General features: G+C 29.1%; 18 protein-coding genes. 2 read left to right on the top strand and 16 right to left on the bottom strand.

The features are described from left to right. Window positions 1-2: 2 nt before the first annotated feature. The 6 genes from flgK to ACI48P_RS12360 all read right to left on the bottom strand — a co-directional run bounded on the left by flgK (window position 3) and on the right by ACI48P_RS12360 (window position 4,183). Entirely contained in the window at window positions 3-1,331 is a 1,329-nt protein-coding gene (gene flgK / locus ACI48P_RS12335) for a flagellar hook-associated protein FlgK (RefSeq protein WP_475216110.1), read from the bottom strand. A 12-nt stretch (window positions 1,332-1,343) separates the two neighbouring features. Then, entirely contained in the window at window positions 1,344-1,757 is a 414-nt protein-coding gene (locus tag ACI48P_RS12340) for a flagellar protein FlgN (RefSeq protein WP_475216111.1), read from the bottom strand. Beyond that, entirely contained in the window at window positions 1,758-2,024 is a 267-nt protein-coding gene (gene flgM / locus ACI48P_RS12345) for a flagellar biosynthesis anti-sigma factor FlgM (protein WP_475216112.1), read from the bottom strand. Window positions 2,025-2,044: 20 nt separating this feature from the next. Then, window positions 2,045-2,365: a FliM/FliN family flagellar motor switch protein gene (locus ACI48P_RS12350; protein WP_475216114.1), complete on the bottom strand. Its 321-nt coding sequence runs from the start codon at window positions 2,363-2,365 to the stop codon at window positions 2,045-2,047. Window positions 2,366-2,374: 9 nt separating this feature from the next. Then, a complete protein-coding gene (locus ACI48P_RS12355; RefSeq protein ID WP_475216116.1) occupies window positions 2,375-2,797 on the bottom strand; it encodes a YaaR family protein in 423 nt (140 codons plus the stop codon). Window positions 2,798-2,872: 75 nt separating this feature from the next. Then, on the bottom strand, window positions 2,873-4,183 hold the full coding sequence (locus ACI48P_RS12360; protein ID WP_475216118.1) for an EAL domain-containing protein: 1,311 nt from the start codon (window positions 4,181-4,183) through the stop codon (window positions 2,873-2,875). Window positions 4,184-4,399: 216 nt separating this feature from the next. Here ACI48P_RS12360 and ACI48P_RS12365 point away from each other — a divergent pair, with 216 nt between their 5' ends. Continuing rightward, window positions 4,400-5,095, top strand: coding sequence for a LytR/AlgR family response regulator transcription factor (locus ACI48P_RS12365; protein WP_475216120.1), 696 nt, complete (start codon window positions 4,400-4,402; stop codon window positions 5,093-5,095). 58 nt (window positions 5,096-5,153) lie between these two features. On the opposite strand, the gene ACI48P_RS12370 is transcribed toward ACI48P_RS12365, so the two are convergent. Then, window positions 5,154-5,813 (bottom strand): lytic transglycosylase domain-containing protein, encoded by a 660-nt coding sequence (locus tag ACI48P_RS12370; RefSeq protein WP_475216122.1) that lies wholly within the window; start codon window positions 5,811-5,813, stop codon window positions 5,154-5,156. 351 nt (window positions 5,814-6,164) lie between these two features. Continuing rightward, window positions 6,165-6,527, bottom strand: coding sequence for a hypothetical protein (locus ACI48P_RS12375; RefSeq protein ID WP_475216124.1), 363 nt, complete (start codon window positions 6,525-6,527; stop codon window positions 6,165-6,167). A 500-nt stretch (window positions 6,528-7,027) separates the two neighbouring features. Here ACI48P_RS12375 and ACI48P_RS12380 point away from each other — a divergent pair, with 500 nt between their 5' ends. After that, on the top strand, window positions 7,028-8,305 hold the full coding sequence (locus ACI48P_RS12380; RefSeq protein WP_475216126.1) for a dicarboxylate/amino acid:cation symporter: 1,278 nt from the start codon (window positions 7,028-7,030) through the stop codon (window positions 8,303-8,305). Window positions 8,306-8,461: 156 nt separating this feature from the next. Here the strand turns inward: ACI48P_RS12380 and ACI48P_RS12385 are convergent, their stop codons facing one another. From ACI48P_RS12385 to ACI48P_RS12420, 8 genes are all read right to left on the bottom strand, one after another. Beyond that, window positions 8,462-9,952 (bottom strand): phosphohexomutase domain-containing protein, encoded by a 1,491-nt coding sequence (locus tag ACI48P_RS12385; protein WP_475216128.1) that lies wholly within the window; start codon window positions 9,950-9,952, stop codon window positions 8,462-8,464. Window positions 9,953-9,979: 27 nt separating this feature from the next. Then, window positions 9,980-10,648: a ribulose-phosphate 3-epimerase gene (locus tag ACI48P_RS12390; RefSeq protein WP_475216130.1), complete on the bottom strand. Its 669-nt coding sequence runs from the start codon at window positions 10,646-10,648 to the stop codon at window positions 9,980-9,982. A 28-nt stretch (window positions 10,649-10,676) separates the two neighbouring features. Continuing rightward, window positions 10,677-11,126, bottom strand: a complete 450-nt coding sequence (rpiB, locus tag ACI48P_RS12395) for a ribose 5-phosphate isomerase B (RefSeq protein WP_475216132.1) — start codon at window positions 11,124-11,126, stop codon at window positions 10,677-10,679. Between the two features lie 69 nt (window positions 11,127-11,195). Beyond that, window positions 11,196-11,846: a ribulose-phosphate 3-epimerase gene (gene rpe / locus ACI48P_RS12400; RefSeq protein WP_475216134.1), complete on the bottom strand. Its 651-nt coding sequence runs from the start codon at window positions 11,844-11,846 to the stop codon at window positions 11,196-11,198. Window positions 11,847-11,903: 57 nt separating this feature from the next. Further along, window positions 11,904-12,842, bottom strand: coding sequence for a transketolase family protein (locus tag ACI48P_RS12405; RefSeq protein ID WP_475216136.1), 939 nt, complete (start codon window positions 12,840-12,842; stop codon window positions 11,904-11,906). Further along, a complete protein-coding gene (locus ACI48P_RS12410) occupies window positions 12,842-13,663 on the bottom strand; it encodes a transketolase (protein ID WP_475216138.1) in 822 nt (273 codons plus the stop codon). The genes ACI48P_RS12405 and ACI48P_RS12410 overlap by 1 nt, the downstream gene beginning before the upstream one ends. A 16-nt stretch (window positions 13,664-13,679) precedes the next feature. Next, window positions 13,680-14,714, bottom strand: a complete 1,035-nt coding sequence (locus ACI48P_RS12415) for a zinc-binding dehydrogenase (RefSeq protein ID WP_475216140.1) — start codon at window positions 14,712-14,714, stop codon at window positions 13,680-13,682. Continuing rightward, window positions 14,698-15,765: a galactitol-1-phosphate 5-dehydrogenase gene (locus ACI48P_RS12420; protein ID WP_475216142.1), complete on the bottom strand. Its 1,068-nt coding sequence runs from the start codon at window positions 15,763-15,765 to the stop codon at window positions 14,698-14,700. Before ACI48P_RS12420 ends, ACI48P_RS12415 begins: the two co-directional genes overlap by 17 nt. Between the last annotated feature and the right edge of the window lie 71 nt (window positions 15,766-15,836).

Here is a 15,836-nt window from a genome sequence, read left to right on the forward strand (position 1 = left end):
AATTATCTTTTTAATCCATTAATTACTACATCTAATAAAGAGTCTATAGTTGATATTACTTTTGCACTTGCATTATATGAATGTTGAAATTGTACCAGGTTAACCATTTCTTCATCTAGTGAAACTCCAGATACATTTAATCTTGAATTATCTATCTCTTTAAGTATTTTACTTTGATTTTTCTCATTTCTTATTACTTCTTGAGCTTCATTTCCTAGTTTTTGAATTATATTATTATAGAATTTATCTATGGTTATTGCATCTGAACCTATGGTTATTTTTTCGTCTTTTAATTTATACATTTGTGATGCTACTTCTGATGTTATATCCCATGCTTTAGGGTTATCTTTTATGTTATCATTTATTTTTAAAATCGGGTCTGAATCAGCATCGAAGACAAATAATTCCTCTATTCCATTATCCTTAAGTATTTTATTTACATTGTCAGCTATTCCTTCTACAAGTTCGGTTAAACTAGATGCAAATTCATTAACTTTATTTATCATTTCTAATGAACCTTGCATTTCTCCAGATGTGTTTAATTTTATAGTTATTTTACCTTCTGGATCTTTTAATATTTTACCATCTGCATCAGTATCTACAAGTTCACTAAGCTCTAATTTTCCATCTTCTAGTGCTGCCTGTACATTTTTATCATTTAAGTTTAATTTAAAACTTAAATCATCTAGTATTTTGTCTCTTTCATCCATTAAATCGTTAGGTGATTTACCACTACCTTGTACTATCTTTATATGTTTCTCCAATTCTTTTAATTTTCCAAGCATATCATTTATTTCTTTTATATCGTCATTAATCTTTTTTTCAGCTTGTCCACTTAGATTATCTAATTTCTCTTTAATATTACTTATACTATCTGCTAAATATTTACTATTTTGAATAACAATATCCTTGGCCGCAACATCTGTTGGGTTTTTAGTTAGTTCTTGCCAACTACTAAAGAAGTTTGATATTGATGCTGATATTGATGTTTCTGATGGTTCATTAAATATACTTTCCATATTTGTATAGTGCTCATATTTTACACTTGTTTCTCCATAGTTGTGAGATTCACTTCTAAACTGAAAGTCGTAAAATGTATTTCTTATTCTTATTACATCCGTAGCTTCAACTCCAGTTCCTATCTGCCCTGCTCCCATACTACTGTTGTATCCTGGGTAGCTATAAGCACTTTTTGCGCTTTGTTCTACTCTTTGTCTACTATACCCTGGAGTATTCATGTTATTTATATTATGCGATGTTGTTTGTATTGACGTTTGGCTTACGCTCATTCCCGATTTTGCTGCATGCAAACTGCCTAATAATCCTGCCATAATTTTCCCCTCCTATTTACCTACTTGTCCATAGGCATTGTATGTTCCTATTCCATTCTTTGGTTTTATAAAGTTCATCATTTTCTTTGTAAAAAACAGTTTTTGCTTTATAAGAGTTTCATTTGCTTCTTTTTGTATTTCTATCATTTTTAATGAATTTGTTATTTCTTCATATGCCTTTTTAACATTTTCATCTTCGCATTTTTCTATAGTATTTTTCATACTTGTATCACTACCCATTATTTTTCTTCTATTAATTTCTAACTTTGCTAATTCTTTAGATGTTTCATCTAGCTCTTTGGCAATTTTATCTATTTTCACTACGTCTTCACTTATTATTAAATCGTATTGCTCATCTAGTTGTTTAAGTAATTTATTTAATACACTTTTTTGTTCATATATTATTACTTTTAACTCTGGGTTCAATTATATATCCCCCTTCATATGGCTTATTATTTTTTTAGCTAATTCTTTTGAATCTACATTATAGGTTCCATTTTCTATTCTCTTTTTTATTTCATTTACTTTTTCTATATTAATTTCTTTGTTTTTGCTGCTTACTTCGTTTAAGTATTTACCTAAATCTGATATTTGAAGTGTGTCAGTTTGTTTATTTTGTTTAGGTTTTGTCTCCACTTTATTACTTTTATATACATTTTCTATAGTTCTAAATCGTACTGAGTTTATGTTCATAAAGTACCCCCTATAAATATTTAATTATCATTTTCCGTTTTTATTTTTGATAATCTTATTGCCAGTTTGTTATCCATTATTATACTCTCTCCACTAGCTACCATTTTTCCATTCACATTTATATCTAATGCTTCTTCTACGTTTTTATCCAGTTCTATTATATCTCCTACTTTATAATTTAAAATTTTTTCTATTTTTTCGTGTCTCGATCCCATTAATATCGTTATACTCATCTGAGCATTCATTACATCATCTACACTATTTAGTGGAGATTTTTCTCCTTTTTTCAATTGTTCAAATTGTACTTCATATATGTCTTTATTTTTGAATACTTTATCCATCTTATCCTCCTATAAGTAAATATCTAGCAATAGTCCGTTTATTTCATCTATTTTTGATGCTATATCTATATTTTGCTTTTGTTCATATACTAGTTCTCTTGTCATTTTATCTAGCTTTTCATTTACTGTATTTACCGTTGTAAAATAGTTATTGTTCCAGAAGCTTGTATTTTTGTTTAAACTATATACATACTCTACTACTGATTTTAGATATCCTTTTATTGCCTTTTTATACTTTACTACATCAGTGAAATTCTGTGTTGTTATTAACCGTTGACCTACAACCTCTATTTCTTTGCGGTATTGATCTAGTTCTTCTTTTGTTTTATACCTACTTGCTTGATTGAAGTTCTCGCTAAAGCCTGACTTCGTATCATTTCCTTTATTTTCTATGTTTAGTTTGGTATTTATACCAATACTTCCTACTCTCATATCTACCTCTAGTATTTTATATTTGTTTAGACAATGCAATTTTCTTTACCTTTTCTCAATGCACTTGATTCATTTTTATTTTTGATTATTTATTTTAACAACTTCTATCAAATTTTCTAAGTTCATTGGCTTGAAAAAGTAATATCCTTGTATTAAATCACATCCCATTTCTTTAAGAGCTTCATATTCATTTTGTTCTTCTACTCCCTCAGCTACAACCAAAGTATTGGTTGTGTGAATCATATTTATTAAGTACTCTATAAATTTCGGATTATCATTTATATACACTACTAAGGATTTATCAATCTTTATTTCATCTACATTATTTTTTTTTATATAATCTATTGAATTATATCCCTTACCAAAGTCATCCATAGAAACTTCTATACCTATATTTTTTATACTATTAAATATGGTTTGTACTGTATCTATACGATCTATATTTTCATTTTCTGTTATTTCAAATTTTAAAAGTTTATTATCAAATTCCAGTTGGTCTATTTTCTCTTTTACTTCTTTCAAAAAATTTTCTTCTTGTAATTGTCTCGGTGATATATTTATAGATAAACCTATATCTGACTTTGTTATATCATTTAATTTTTTAATTTCACTACAAGCTCTACTTATAATCCATTTTCCTAGTGTATTTATGTACCCTGACTCTTCTGTAAATGCAATTAATTCCTGTGAAGGTATATATATTTTGCCTTTTTTAAACCAACGTATTAACGCTTCTACACCTTGTATTTTGTTACTTACTACGTCTACTTTGGGCTGGTAGTGGAGAACTATTTCACCATTATCTATTGCTTTTTCTATCATTTCTATACTTATATCTCTTTTATATTTTTCATTATAAATTTGATATTTATTTTCGCCATTTTTAATCGCACTAGACATACATAATGCTATTTTATTATTAGAATCTTCTATATTAAATTGATCATTAGTGTAGGTTATAGCTGCAATATTTAATGATATTTTCATTTTTTTTTTACACACGTTTATATTCTTTGTTGTTTCAATAATTTCTTCTATAGTATCTTTTATGGTTTCTAAATCTATTTCGTTTGTATATATACCAAATTTAGTTCCTGATAACCTACCTACTATGGAGCTTTTATTAATATTAACTAATTGCGTTTCTATATATCTTATTACACTGTCTCCACATTCAACTCCACAATTTAGATTTATAAAGCTAATCCCTATAATCTTAACTTCTATAAATGTTCCATTTTTTTTATCTTTCAAGCACTTAAAAAACTTCTTTCTGTTATAAGCCCCTGTTAACTCATTCTTTGATATATTTAATTTTTTCGAAGCATTAATTATCTTTTTTAAGGTATTTTTTATTTCCACAAATTTTAACATATAGCATTGCATTCTTAATTCCCCTTTAAAGTTCATTTTTGCTAACTTTTATTTTCTTACTTCTGCTATACGTCTTTTTTTAATATTTCTTTAGTTTTGTTGATAATATATTAAGCATTTGAATATATTTTATAAAAATAATCAATAATTCTATAAAGAATATATCTTTGTATTTCAGATTACAATTTATATATTATCATTTACAAAGGAATTTAGGAGGAGATTTTTATGTTTAATATAGGAGTATGCTGTAATGATATTAAAGAAATGAACGTATTAAATACATATTTAAATAAATTCTTATCAATAAATAAATTTAATTACAACCTTTACAAGTTTGATTCCATTGAAAGTTTTCTACATAATCTTACATTTAATTTTGATATTATTTTAATATCTACAGATTTAAAAAATAAGAGTTTAATTTATGATATTCATAATAAATGCACAAATTATAATAAAGATGTAAAGATAATCTTTATCCCTGAAATTGTAGATTTTATGATAAATGGTTTTTTTCTTAAGGATTTTAGATATGTCTTAAGCCCTGTAAATTATTCATCACTTGAGGATGAACTTTCTTTATGTGTGCAAGAATTAAATTATATGACTAAGAAAATTCAATACACAACATTAGACGATATAGATTATAATACTATTTTATTTATAGAAGCTAATAAAAATAGTAGTGTCATACACACTACTATTGATACTATCAATTATAATCATCAATTAAATCATATACATAAAAAGTTAAATGATTCTAGGTTTTTTATTTGTCATAAAAACTATATAATTAACATTGAAAAAATAACTAAATTGAGTAAAAGTAATATTACAATAAACTCTAATACTATTCCTGTTTCTATTAATAGATTTAATGATTTAAAGAATAATCTTTTAACTATGCTAAATTTAATATAATTAATAATCTAGCCATAGTTTATAAAAATGAGATAGCAATAATGCTAACTCATTTTTATTATACCGCTTCTCCTATATAATATTTCATTACCTTCGGTACATAATTTTGAGTTTCTTTAGGCATTTTATATATATCATTTATAGATTTCACACCTCTTTTAGCCATTCTAGTAGGTCCTCCGTTATATGCCATCAATCCCATTTGTATATCACCGTCATATTTATCTATATACTCTTTGATATGCCTAGTGCCACCATCTATATTCTGATATATATCAAATGGATTCATAACCCCTAAGTCTTTACAGTTAAACGGCATTAATTGCATAAGACCTTTAGCTCCTGCACTCGATACAGTATTTGGATTAAAGTTTGATTCAACCTTTATTATTGCTCTTATTAAGTTTTCATCTACTCCATACTTCTTAGAAGATATTCTTATCGCATTGTCTATCTTTTTATTTACATCATCATCTTTATATGATGATTGTATCTTATTAGTGTTTTGAATACTATTTTGAGTTTCTAAGTTTATAGTGTTATTTTGTATATTATTTATACCAAAGTTATTATCTTTATTATTTTGCGACACTGCTTTTAATAAGCTTATCATTACCATATCAAATGCACCACTATTACTATTTTCACAGTTACAGCTATTTGTCCCACCCATTGCTAAATTTGACGTCATTTGCAACAGTTGTATATTATCAATCATCTTATTCATTCACCTCAAATTTATTTTATAACCTTATATACGGACCAATCTTAAACTCCTTTATATAAAACGCAATTAATAAAAAAGTTTCTCATTCAATGAAACTATGTACATTACTATTATACGCGAGTTTTCTACATATTTTAAAATATTATAATCTCCTTGCGATAAAAAATTCGCTTCGCTCATGTCGCTAACGACTTCGTCCGTTGCTCAAAATATTTTTTATGCTCAAAACCAGTTTATTGATATTGCTTGGGTTCATAAGTTATCCATACTTTCCCAAGTATTTTAATATATTTAAGCATAAAAAATGTCTCTAAAAATCTTAGAGACATCTTATTAATTATCTTATAGTATTATATCTAAATATCCACTTGGATGGAAATAGTACACATTAGCACTATTTTTATCTACAAAGTATCCTAAATCTCCATCTACATTACCTAAAAATACATATCCTTCAAGTCCTTTATCTTTTAAAACTGTAAAAGTATTTTCGTCTCCTTGGAAGCTATATTTTATACTAGGATTATATATTTCTAAAACTTCTTTAGCTTGATCTATATTTAATTCTTTTACTACTTCTACATTACTTTGTTCTGTTTTGTTGTTAGCTACCGTAGTTTGATCTTGGGCAAAGCTTGTTACTATTGGATTTGCTACTAATAAACCACCACATAAAATTGATAATACCATTATTGCTTTTTTCATATCGACCACATCCTTATATATGTAAATTTTATTATTTTTCTTTTGTTGTTTCTATATTTAAATATTATCATAATGCATGTCCATATAACAGTTACACCACTGTTACTTTAGATTACAAATTCGTAAATATGGTTACAGCCATGTAACTTTTATTTATAAGTCCCCTTATATCTCCCCATTACTACCCCTACCATAATATGAATATTTTTTTTTATAATATTCATATTTTTCTTTGTACAGAGTAACTTCATTTTAGATTATAAATAATACCTCATTCATTGTCACACATCACAATATCGTTAAATTCAAGCAATATCTAGGTTACAATTTTATTTTTTCCACAAGTTGTAACTCAATCACTCCATATTACAAATTATATTTTTGAATAATATTTTTTATTTCTTGCATTTTTCTAACTAATCTGTTATTATTTTTCTAAATATTAGAATTTACTTTGCTTCGGAATAATACAAACTTGTAAACAATTAAGGAGGATAATTATGAAAAAGAAATTAAGTCTTACGTCAAAAATATTTATTGGAATTATACTAGGTGCTATTTTCGGTATCTTACTAAAAAAAATTCCTTCTGGAACACTAAAGGATACCATTTTATTAGGCGGAATAATAAAAATAATGGGTACTGGATTTATTAATGCTATAAAAATGTTAGTGGTACCACTAGTATTCGTTTCAATAGTTTGTGGAGCTTCATCTATGGGTGATGTTAAGAAATTAGGTAGAATAGGTATAAAAACAATGTGCTTCTATTTAGTTACAACTGCAGTTGCAATTACTATTGCACTTGGTGTAGGTAAATTAATCAATCCAGGCTTAGGACTTGATATGTCTAGCCTTGTTACTACAGAAACGACTATAGCAGAAAGTAAATCATTAGTAGATATAATTCTTGGTATGATTCCTTCAAATCCAATTCAAGCATTAGCTAATGGTGAAATGCTACAGATAATTTTATTTGCATTATTAGTTGGTATATCAATAAGTTTAATAGGTAAAAAGGCTAATCCAGTTAAAGATTTATTCGAATCATTAAATGAAGTATGTATGAAAATGGTTAGCTTAATAATGATTCTTGCACCTTACGGGGTATTCGCATTAATAACTAATACATTTGCTACAGTTGGTTTCGATGCTATTTTATCATTAATTAAATACATGTTTGCTGTATTACTTGCCTTAGCTATTCAAGGCTTCGTAGTCTATACTTGTATGGTTAAGTCTTTGAGTGGACTTAAGCTTAAGCCATTCTTTAAGAAGTTTGCTAATGTTGCTGGAGTAACATTCTCAACGTCATCAAGTAGTGCTGCACTTCCTCTAACAATAGAGACTATGGAAGAATTAGGTGTTCATAATTCTGTAGCATCATTTACACTTCCTTTAGGTGCTACGATAAATATGGATGGTACTGCTATTATGCAAGGTGTTGCTTGTATATTCATTGCTCAAATATATGGAATAGATTTAGGTATAAATCAACTTCTTACAATAATACTTACAGCTACGCTAGCTTCAATAGGTACTGCAGGGGTTCCAGGTGTAGGTATGATAACTCTTTCAATGGTGTTAACATCTGTTGGTCTACCTTTAGAAGGCATTGGTTTAATTATGGGTGTTGATAGATTACTTGATATGACTAGAACTACTGTAAATGTTATGGGAGACTGTGCATGTACACTAGTAGTAAGTAAAAGTGAAGGTGAATTAGACTTAGATATGTACTACGGAGAAGATGATAATATTATAACAAAAGATGCTTAAAATATTTTAATGATTCTATCAAATAAAAAATTCGCTTCGCTCATGTCGCCAACGTCTGCTCGATAAGCTCACATCCATTTGCTCAAGTTGAAAGCAGTGGGTATTATATAAAAAAGTGGTAGCATTGCTACCACTTTTTTATTTATCAATTAAGTTTTACAGCCCAATTAATTCATACTTAGATAAAATTCCTTTTAGATTTTCATATATTTCACTTGATCCATTATAATCATCAGATTCTATATTTAATACTAATAATGGTTCATGAAGTGATAATCTAATTAAGAACCAACCATTTTTTTTATAGTTAACTCTAATTCCTTCATAATTATTAGGTTCAATACTATAATTCTTATCACTTTCAACATATTTTTTAATCTCTTCTATTATAGACTCTGCATATGGTCTATACTCTTCAACATTTATACCTATTCTTAATTCTTTTTCAGACTTAGGTTGTTCTAGACTTCTTATCAATTCATCTATATTTTTTTGTTCATTTAATAACTTAGACACTTTCATCAAAATTTTCGCTATAAGATATGCTCCATCATCTAAGAAATAATTTTCTCTAAAAGTCGCATGACCTGAGGTTTCAATAGCAAGGTGACATTCTTCTCCTTCATTATTCAACCTTATAGCTTCATTAATAACATTTTTATATCCCCTTTTAAACCTGTGATGTTTTCCGCCTTTTTCATTTATAAATTTAGCTAATCCTTCAGATGTAACGGAATCCGTAACAATATAAGTGTTAGGATTTTCTTCTAAAATTATAGCTGAGATTAATGCTATTAGGCTATTCTTATTTATACATTTACCATTACTATCAACTATAGCTGCTCTATCCACATCTGTATCAAAAATTATACCTAAATCACTTTTGTTATTTAATACTGCATTAGAAATACTTTTCATTGCTTCACTATTTTCTGGATTCGGGATATGATTAGGAAACATCCCATCTGGTTCCAAAAACTGACTACCTTCTGTGCATGCTCCTAGCTGTTCAAGAACATCTTTTGCAAAGAATCCTCCTGCACCATTTCCAGCATCTACTATTATCTTAAGACCTTTTAATGGATTATTATAATCTTTCATATTATTTGCTTCTCTTCTTATTTTATCTACAAGTATATTAGAATAATCCTTTATTAAATCTTTCCTTGTTATACTTGAAACAGTAATAAATTTATCTAATTTTTCTTCATTAGAATCTGCAATATCTAGTATTTCTTTAATTTCGCTTTTCTCTAAACCACCATTAGAAGTAAAAAATTTCATTCCATTATAGTAATAAGGTAGATGACTTGCAGTAATCATTATTGCACCATTACAATTATATTCATCCATTATTGTTGTCATAAACATTGACGGTGTAGTTGCCATACTGCAATCAACAATATCGCATCCCTGCTTTGAAATAGCATCAATACAGGTATTCCTAAATAATTCGCCTGTTATTCTAGAATCACATCCAATAGATATCTTCATTTTTTGATTTGGGTGTTTTCTTTCTAACCATAAACAAAATGCCCTTGATATTTTTTCTACTTCAATCTTCGTTAAGTTAACTTCTTTATCCTTATTTTCACAAGCTATACCTCTTATATCTGTACCATTCTGTAATTTATATAATCTATCCATAGCTATCTCCCTGATATTTATAAAATTTTAATCATTAATAATTTTTTTCAAATTATTTAGTTTATCTTTATAACATCTTGGCTCTTTATTATTAAATAAACCAGATGTTCCTAATACATAAATATCTATTTTGCTATCTTTCATTGCTTTAATAGTACTATCATTTATATTTCCATCAACCTCTACAAAAGGTGGATTCTCATAATTTGTAAGTAATTTTGTTAATTCTTTAAGTTTGACTAGTACATCTTTATTAAACTTCTGCCCTGCAAATCCAGGATTCACTGTCATGACTAATATTCCATCTACTAACGTAATATACTCTTCTATCTCTTCTAATGGCGTTTTTGGGCTAATAGCTAAAACAGGTCCTATTCCATATTCTTTTATTTTATTTATATCTTTTTTTACATCTTTACTTGCTTCTACATGAAATGAAATATACTTAGGCTTAATCCTACTCATCATATCTATATATATATGTGGTGTTTCTGTTGCTAAGTGTATATCTAAAGGTATTTTGGTATTTTCACTAATTGATTGCAGTATTTCAGGCCCCATAGCTAAATTATTTACAAATATTCCATCCATAACATCACAATGTAGTAATTCAACGCCTGATGATTCTAATAAATCCAGTTCTTCCTTAAGTCTCATTTGATCTGCGCACATTATTGAAGCACAAAGTATAGGCATAAACACATCCCCCCAATAATAAATATTCTTATTTCATATTATTTCTTTCTATTTCTTCTACCATTTCCAACCTTTTTTTGTGCCTTTCTCCATAATGTTCAGCATCAATCCACTCTTCAACTATTTTTAATGCTAAACTTTTACCAATTACTCTTTCTCCTAAACATATAACATTAGTATTATTATGTTCTCTAGTTGCTTTTGCTGAAAAACAATCAGAAACCACAGCCGCTCTAATACCTTTATATTTATTCGCTACTATAGACATACCTATCCCTGTGCCACAGCATAATATTCCTAAACCTGATTCATCGCTTTGAATATCCTTGCATACCTTACTCGCAAATATAGGAAAATCTACACTTTCATTAGAATAAGTTCCTACATCAGATACTTCTATCCCTTTATTTATTAAACGTTCTTTAATAAACTCTTTTAACTCATATCCACCATGATCGCATCCTATAGATATTTTCATATTGTTCTCTCCTAAAAATAATTAGTATAAAATTAGGTGGAAGAGAATCTCTTCCACCTAATTATTTCTTTAAAATCTAGATCTTAATCTATCAATATTAGACTCTATATTTCCATTAAATATTGATGATCCCATAACAATTTCATTTACACCTGCATCAACTACAGCTTTAATATTATGATCATTTATTCCACCATCTACCTGAATATCAAAGTCATAGTTTTTTTCTTTTTTTATATTATTTAAGATATTAATTTTATCTATACTAAATGGTATAAATTCTTGCCCTCCAAATCCAGGCTCTACAGACATTATCAGTACTCTATTTAGCATAGGAAGAACATATTCTAAACAATGTATAGGTGTAGAAGGATTTAAGGCTACTCCAGCTTTTATTCCAAAACTCTTTATATATCTAATAGTTTTGTATAGGTGCTTACACGTCTCTACATGAACAGTAATTCCATTTACACCTGCTTCCACTAAGGCTTCTACAAATTTATCTGGATCTTCTACCATTAAGTGAGCATCAAACTCAGCATTAGTGATTTTTCTAAGAGCCTCCACTTGGTATATACCAAAGGTAATGTTTGGAACAAAATTACCATCCATTATATCTATGTGCAGTATTTCAATATTTTTACTATCCAATGTATTTATATCTTTTTCTAAATTACATACATTGGCAGAAAGCAACGATGGACATATCTTAATACTCATTTTATACCTCATTCATATTTAATTTTAAGTAATTTACATCTTTATGAAAGATTTAGCTTATACTAATATATTTTCTTTAACTAATTCTTTTATATTTTCCTTTAGATGTTCTTTAGTCAATCCATAGTGTTTTAATAACTCAGCTGGCTTACCTGATTGACCAAATACATCTTTAACTCCCATTCTTCTTACTACTACATTTGGTGTTTCTGATAAAACTTCGCAAACTGCTGAACCTAATCCACCTATAATACTATGCTCTTCTACAGTTATCACTTTTTTAGTTTTAATTGCTACCTCTTTTATTAATGCTTCATCTATTGGTTTTATTGTAGATATATTTACTACCTCTACATTTATATTTTCACTCTCTAATTCTTTTGCAGCTTCTAGTGCTTCTGCTACCATTATTCCCGTAGCAATTATTGATATATCCGATCCTTCTTTTATTACATTTCCTTTTCCTATTTTGAAAGAATAATTTTCATCATATATATTTGGAGTAGCCGCTCTTCCTAACCTTATATATACAGGACCATTATATTCTACAGCTGCAAAAATTACTTGTCTTGCTTCTATTGCATCTGCTGGATTTATTACTACCATATTTGGAATACTTCTCATTAACGAAATATCCTCTATTGCTTGATGACTTCCTCCATCTTCTCCAACAGTAATCCCTGCATGTGTAGCAGCTATCTTAACATTTAGATTTGGATATGCTACAGAGTTTCTTATTTGTTCGTAAGCTCTTCCTGCAGCAAATACTGCAAATGTACTAGCAAAAGGTATTTTCCCACATGTTGCAAGACCAGCTGCTGTTCCTATCATGTCACATTCAGCTATACCCATATCAAAGAAGCGATCCTCTGCAACTTTTTTAAATTCTAAACTTTTTGTAGCCTTTCCTAGGTCTGCATCTAATACCACTATATTTTTATTTTCTGCCAAATCCTTAATAGCTTGACCATAGGCTTCTCTTGTTGCTACTCCCATTACATTTCACCTCCATTTAACTCATCTAATGCCATTATTGTTTGTTCTGTATTTGGAGCTGAACCATGCCATGCAACATTATTTTCCATAAATGATACACCTTTGCCTTTTACTGTTTTTGCTATTATTACGCTAGGTTTACCTTTTACACTTTTTACTTTATCTACTGCATTTGATAATTCTTCTATGTTATGACCATCTACTACTTCTACATTCCAACCAAATGCTTCAAACTTACTATCAACAGGGCTAATATTCATTACATCTTCATTTGATCCATCTATTTGTAATCCATTTAAGTCAATAAATACTACTAGGTTATCTAAGTCAAAGTGAGAGGATGACATCGCTGCTTCCCATATTTGTCCTTCTTGTATTTCTCCATCTCCAAGAACTGCGTATACTGTATAATCTTTATTATCTAGTTTACCTGCTATTGCCATTCCATTAGCGGCCGATAGCCCTTGACCTAAAGATCCTGTAGACATATCTACTCCAGGCAATTTTTTCATATCAGGATGACCTTGTAATCTTGAACCTATCTTTCTTAATGTTAATAATTCTTCTTCTTTAAAAAATCCTCTTTCAGCTAAAGTCGCATATAAAGCTGGTGCAGCATGACCTTTAGATAGTACAAATCTATCTCTATTTTCCATAGTTGGATTTGCTAAATCTATATTCATTTTATCAAAATATAATACTGTCATTATATCAGCTATAGATAATGATCCACCTGGATGTCCGCTTCCTGCTGTACCAACCATTTTGACTATATTTTTCCTAATATTATTCGAATGATTTTTAAGTTCATTAATATTCATATTAATCTCTTCCTTTTTATTCTGATTTTACAACTACTTTTATTTCACTACCACTCATTAGAGATTCTATACCTTCTCTAAACTGCTCTAATCCTACCACTTTAGTTACTAATGCTTCAGCATTTACTTTACCTGTCGATAATAAATCTATGGCTTTTATCCACGAGCTTGGTTTTTGCGATCTACTTCCTATATATTCTAATTCTCTTTGTATTATTGATTCTTGATCCATTTCATTCATTTGCTTAGCAAATAATCCAACTTGAACAAATACACCTTTTTTTCTTATTAATTTTAATGCTTCATTTACAGCCGGCATGAACCCCGAGCAATCAAATACTTTATGAACACCATTTCCATTTGTCATCTCTAAAACTACGTCATTTAATTTTTCAGCCATTACATTTACAGTTCTATCAACGCCTAAGTTTTTTGCTATTTCTAATCTATCTCCATCTTTTTCAACACCAGACATGATAACCTTAGCGCCTTGAGCTTTAACAACTTGAGCAAGAAGTAATCCTATTGGACCCGGTCCTATTATTAATACTACTTCATTTTGATTTACAGTTGTTTTTTCCATAGCCGCATGTGCGCAGCATGCTAGAGGCTCAGTTAGGGCAGCCGCTAATAGTGATACATTTTCTGGAAGAACATGGACACTCTCTTCTCTTGATAAAACATATTCTGCAAAACTTCCGTCTACTTGTGTTCCTATTCCTTTTCTTGTTGAACATAAGTTATAATCTTTACTTTCACAATATATACAACTTCCGCAAGTCTCAAACGTAGTCTCTGATGTTACTTTATCTCCAACCTTAACGTTTTTTACATCTTCTCCTACTTCTACAACTACTCCAGAAAATTCATGACCTAATGTTACTGGAGCTTTTATATTTTTATATTCACCTTTAAAGGAGTGTATATCTGACCCACATATTCCACTGTATTCAACTTTAATTTTTACTTTATCTCCAGTGGCTTTCGGCTCTTCTCTCTCTAGTACCTCTACATTATCATAACCTGGACTAGTCTTAACAACAGCTTTCACTTACTTCCACCCCCTGAGGTAATATTAGTATTTTATTAAAGTTTTCTTTTCTATCTCTTATCATTTCAAAAGCTTCATAGGCATCTTCTAATGAGAATCTATGAGATACCATCTCTTTTAATTTGATTTTACCTTCATTAACTAGTTCAATACTCTTAGTCCATTCTTTTCCTGGGAAAGGAGCTGAATATGAGTTCCAGAATCCTTTTAGCTCTAACTCTTTTCTGAAAATATTCTCAAAAGCTTCTTCTGATAAATGAATATCTGAGTAAGCTATTCCTAAGTATCCTATTTTACTTTTCTTTTTAGCTATAAGTAAACATTGCTCTTGAGTAATTTTAGAACCTGCACATTCTAGTGCGATATCAACACCATGACCATCTGTAAGCGCCATTATTTTTTCTACTGTGTTCACTTCTTTTCCATTTACTAAAACATCTGCACCAACTTGGCTAGCTTCTTTTAATTTATTTTCACTTATATCTACAGCTATTACTTTTCCAACACCAGCTACTTTTAGTGCTTGAATTACTAATTGACCAAGTGTCCCACTTCCAAGTACAGCAACTGTATCCCCTACTTCAGGTTTTATATTTAATACCCCATGCATTGCAACTGCAAGAGGCTCTATCATTGCTGCATCTTCATAGTCCATATTTCCTATATTTAAAACATTAGTTGCTTTAATATTTGTATATTCTGCAAATGCACCATAAGTTTTAGCTCCTAACATCCCATGATCATCACACAATGAAAATAGACCTCTTTTACAAAATTCACATTCATTACAAGGTAAGAATGGTATTGCAACAACTCTGTCTCCAACTTTTACATTACTTACATTTTCACCTACTTCAACAACACAACCCGCAAATTCATGTCCTGGTATTGCTGGTAATGGATATTTCCAATTATTTAAAACTCTTGGTGGATCTGACCCACATATCCCCGCCGCCATAACCTTTATTCTCACTTCATCACTTTCTACTGGGCGTATTTCAATCTGTTCACATCTTAAATCATTTGTACCATGTAGTACTGCTGCTTTCATAATATCCCCCCAACTCATTTGATTGTATTATCTAAAAAAATATTACTCTCTTCTAAAAGTTTGCTAAATAT

The organism is Romboutsia sp. LXY-2, from assembly GCF_056171995.1.

Bases quoted from the DNA above. Each gene is read 5' to 3' on its own strand.
- flgK (WP_475216110.1), bottom strand. From the start codon at position 1,331: ATGGCAGGATTATTAGGCAGTTTGCATGCAGCAAAATCGGGAATGAGC.
- flgM (WP_475216112.1), bottom strand. From the start codon at position 2,024: ATGAACATAAACTCAGTACGATTTAGAACTATAGAAAATGTATATAAA.
- ACI48P_RS12350 (WP_475216114.1), bottom strand. From the start codon at position 2,365: ATGGATAAAGTATTCAAAAATAAAGACATATATGAAGTACAATTTGAA.
- ACI48P_RS12355 (WP_475216116.1), bottom strand. From the start codon at position 2,797: ATGAGAGTAGGAAGTATTGGTATAAATACCAAACTAAACATAGAAAAT.
- ACI48P_RS12360 (WP_475216118.1), bottom strand. From the start codon at position 4,183: ATGCAATGCTATATGTTAAAATTTGTGGAAATAAAAAATACCTTAAAA.
- ACI48P_RS12365 (WP_475216120.1), top strand. From the start codon at position 4,400: ATGTTTAATATAGGAGTATGCTGTAATGATATTAAAGAAATGAACGTA.
- ACI48P_RS12370 (WP_475216122.1), bottom strand. From the start codon at position 5,813: ATGATTGATAATATACAACTGTTGCAAATGACGTCAAATTTAGCAATG.
- ACI48P_RS12375 (WP_475216124.1), bottom strand. From the start codon at position 6,527: ATGAAAAAAGCAATAATGGTATTATCAATTTTATGTGGTGGTTTATTA.
- ACI48P_RS12380 (WP_475216126.1), top strand. From the start codon at position 7,028: ATGAAAAAGAAATTAAGTCTTACGTCAAAAATATTTATTGGAATTATA.
- ACI48P_RS12385 (WP_475216128.1), bottom strand. From the start codon at position 9,952: ATGGATAGATTATATAAATTACAGAATGGTACAGATATAAGAGGTATA.
- ACI48P_RS12390 (WP_475216130.1), bottom strand. From the start codon at position 10,648: ATGCCTATACTTTGTGCTTCAATAATGTGCGCAGATCAAATGAGACTT.
- rpiB (WP_475216132.1), bottom strand. From the start codon at position 11,126: ATGAAAATATCTATAGGATGCGATCATGGTGGATATGAGTTAAAAGAG.
- rpe (WP_475216134.1), bottom strand. From the start codon at position 11,846: ATGAGTATTAAGATATGTCCATCGTTGCTTTCTGCCAATGTATGTAAT.
- ACI48P_RS12405 (WP_475216136.1), bottom strand. From the start codon at position 12,842: ATGGGAGTAGCAACAAGAGAAGCCTATGGTCAAGCTATTAAGGATTTG.
- ACI48P_RS12410 (WP_475216138.1), bottom strand. From the start codon at position 13,663: ATGAATATTAATGAACTTAAAAATCATTCGAATAATATTAGGAAAAAT.
- ACI48P_RS12420 (WP_475216142.1), bottom strand. From the start codon at position 15,765: ATGAAAGCAGCAGTACTACATGGTACAAATGATTTAAGATGTGAACAG.